The organism is Vibrio sp. 1727 (assembly GCF_033344415.1).
Taxonomy (GTDB): Bacteria; Pseudomonadota; Gammaproteobacteria; order Enterobacterales; family Vibrionaceae; genus Vibrio; species Vibrio alginolyticus.
This window is the reverse complement of the sequence record NZ_JAWPOT010000054.1, coordinates 1-2938: the sequence shown is the minus strand read 5'-3', so window position 1 is coordinate 2938 and position 2938 is coordinate 1. Positions and strand designations below refer to the sequence as shown.

General features: G+C 43.3%; 3 protein-coding genes. All 3 read right to left on the bottom strand.

Annotation, left to right across the window (positions count from 1 at the left end; translation table 11 throughout):
* Positions 1-4: 4 nt before the first annotated feature.
* The 3 genes from R8O10_RS27965 to R8O10_RS23720 all read right to left on the bottom strand — a co-directional run bounded on the left by R8O10_RS27965 (position 5) and on the right by R8O10_RS23720 (position 1735).
* Entirely contained in the window at positions 5-238 is a 234-nt protein-coding gene (locus tag R8O10_RS27965) for an MbeD/MobD family mobilization/exclusion protein (protein WP_169567099.1), read from the bottom strand.
* Positions 239-688, bottom strand: a complete 450-nt coding sequence (locus tag R8O10_RS27960; protein ID WP_411978414.1) for an MbeB family mobilization protein — start codon at positions 686-688, stop codon at positions 239-241.
* A gap of 705 nt (positions 689-1393) precedes the next feature.
* Positions 1394-1735: a MobC family plasmid mobilization relaxosome protein gene (locus R8O10_RS23720; protein WP_025534403.1), complete on the bottom strand. Its 342-nt coding sequence runs from the start codon at positions 1733-1735 to the stop codon at positions 1394-1396.
* Positions 1736-2938 lie beyond the last annotated feature (1203 nt).

Below are 2938 nucleotides of genomic sequence, written 5' to 3'. Positions count from 1 at the left end.
CGTGCTAACGACTGCTCTTGCTGTATTGCTTTTCCAACGACTGGAGCTGCTGCGTCAAGTTGTTTACTTGCATGGTCAAGCTGCTCACACTGCTCTGTAAGCGTTGGTTCTCCTCGCTGCTCTGCTCGAATCTTTTCTCTAAATCCTTGTAGAGCTTCACGAACTCGCTGTGCTGCTCCTTGTGCTGCCTCTCTAAAACCTCGAAGGCGTGCAAAAGTTGTTTCTCTAGCTCGGTCATTTATTTCCTCTCCAACTTGATCAGCTCGTTCTTGCCATCGTTCATTGTCCACCCCTCCAGAATCGAGTAACCCTCTGGTATCACAATAAAACGTTCCCCTTTCTGGCTCTCGTACAGAGAAAGCCCCCAAGTCTTGTTCTGGAACTGCTCTAGGATCGCTTTTTGGCGGGCTATCTTTTTCTGATTGTCTAATATCGTCTGCCCTTGATACCAAGCGATCCCGTAACTGACGATCACCAAAAATAACAGGGTCACTGGCAACCAAATCCATGTTTTCATCACCAAGAGATTCAAACGTGATTGCTGCTCTTGGATGTCGTTTATGATTTTCTGCTCGCTTGCTTTCAACGCATCTTGAATACGTTGTTCGTGCCTCTCGAAGTCTTTCTTTAGCGTTTGCTCGATAGCGTTGGCTTGCTTCTTCGATTGCGAATTGAAGTCCCTCGCCATATTCAAAATCTTGCTCATACAAAAAACCTTTTAATCTTATGTTTCGTTTCCCACTTTCGGGATTCTTAATGCTGATGCTTTTAGCTGTCACTCTGGCAATCTCAAATCCTTTGCTTTCAAGCGCACCAATTACCCCTTTTCGACTACGGATTGCGCCTGATTGAGCAAGATTAAGTAGACCATCGGTAAGAAGTTGCTGAATCTCTTTTGCATCGGATGGAGTGTCTTTAGCACTCACCAAGCCTTGCTGATTAGCAGGGTCATCTGGGTCATGAAGCCCTAGTTCAAGATTCTGAATGGTGCGCCAAGCATCGATACGAGGATTGTCTGCAAAGTGGTAGTAAGGTTGAAGTCGCTTGCCAGAATGAAGCTCAATATTTGGAATAACAAAGTTCAGCTCTAACCGCCCTTTATCAAGATGCTCTACCCAAAGAATGGAGTATTGGTCTTTGTCTAAGCTTGGTAACAAAGCCTTTTCAAAATCAGCCATGAGGCGATCTTTAATCTCTTGTGATAAGTCCGTTTCAGCAAAACAGAGAAAGCCCGATGTGTACTTTTTGGCGTAAGGACTCGAATCAATGAGTGATTGAACTAAATCAGGATCGCCTTGATTGAGTGTCGCCCTCTCCCGATTTCTATCTTTCCCTAAGAGATAATCAACAGGGCCACTCCCAATACCCTTACCTCTACGAGCGAACTGAACAATCATACTGAGATCTCATACTTTGCCATTATTTGCCCAAGCTGACGCTCGATTGCTGAAAGTTGGGCCAATACTTGAACCACATTCACGACATCATAATTCTGGGTATTCACTACTCTAGTGATCTGATTCAAGTTATTTCCAAGTCCAGATAACTGGCGCAATAATGCGGGGTCTACTTTAGGAACATTGGCTCTTTTAAGAGTCCGTTCCCCAAGACAAGTCTCTCTCATCCAAGGAGCTAATTCCGCACCATCACACCGATCTTTCAGAGCTTGAAGTTCAGCCTCAGTGACTCTTATCTTGATGGACTTTTCTCGTATTACTTTCTTCTTTTCAGTCATGGCAATTCTTTAGTTTGAGTGCTTTTAACTAGGGTTAAGGGAGCGTAGCGTCCCTTACAAGGCACAATGACAACGTAACGAAGTGGAGGGGTCTTTGTGTAGCCTTGCTTATGCTCTAAATAAAAAAGATAAGAAGTAAGAAAAAGAAATGCAAATGAGACAAATAGATTAATCTCAAAGGATCGCCAAAGAAACGATAAGGATGCTAGACGAGCTAGCGCACACCGCCCTTTCGGCTGCGCCGACCCCTACCCATTTCGACTCAAATTTATGAGTGATTTGGGTATATTTTTGGTCGCTTTCAGATTGGGTAAGTCTCTTCCCTTTCGGGCTGCCCTGCGCTGTGAGTAAGGCTTTACGCCCCCATTCCAGTCTCACAACACTAATCAATTATTCCTTTTCCGCAGTTCTCTCTCTAGCAGCTACAAGAGAGCGGTTTTATCGTGCTTTCGCAAGTTTTGATTAGTGCCTTTACCTGTCACCTTTGGAACTTCCCTTGGTCGGTGACTGATACGCATCGCTCTGTCCAAAACATCTTGAGTCCAAACAGAGTGCAGGAATACTTGAAGTGCTTAGATGATATGGCTATCATGAAAGGACTTACACAGGTCGCAAAACTAGTAAGTATTCCGAACAAAGCCAGCTCGCCAAAGCTGGTTTTGTCATATCTGGGGATTGAGATTACAACCAAAGAGCAGGGATCTCAACGATCCTTTTCTAAGGTAATGAACATCCTCAAGAAAAACGCCTCCCATTGGGAGGCGTTTTTCATATCTGCCAGTTGTAAAAAAGGTCGCCTGTTTTGGCGACCTTTTGGGTTCTATCGTTCAGTTCGTACAAAGTGCCGTTATGGTAAATGAGCACTTAACACAACGAGATTTATGCTCAATTCAGCACGGAATTCAACTTTATTTATATTCACAGTAAGAATAAAATCCCCAAAAAAATGAGATACTGCTTCTAAGTAAGGATACAAATGATATTTGCTTATACATGTCCTAAATGCAAAAAAGAGCGAGCTATTGCCCGAATAAAAAGAACATTTCCTGAAAGGGCTTTTTTCAAAAGAAAGCAAACAAAATGCCAGTGCCAACACTGTCAGCATGTTTTCTTCATCAATTGTTCGGCATGAATACCCCTTCCGAACAATTGATGAAATTAATGATGAAATTAAGCCAAACAATTTTGGTGCCGCTTATTCCT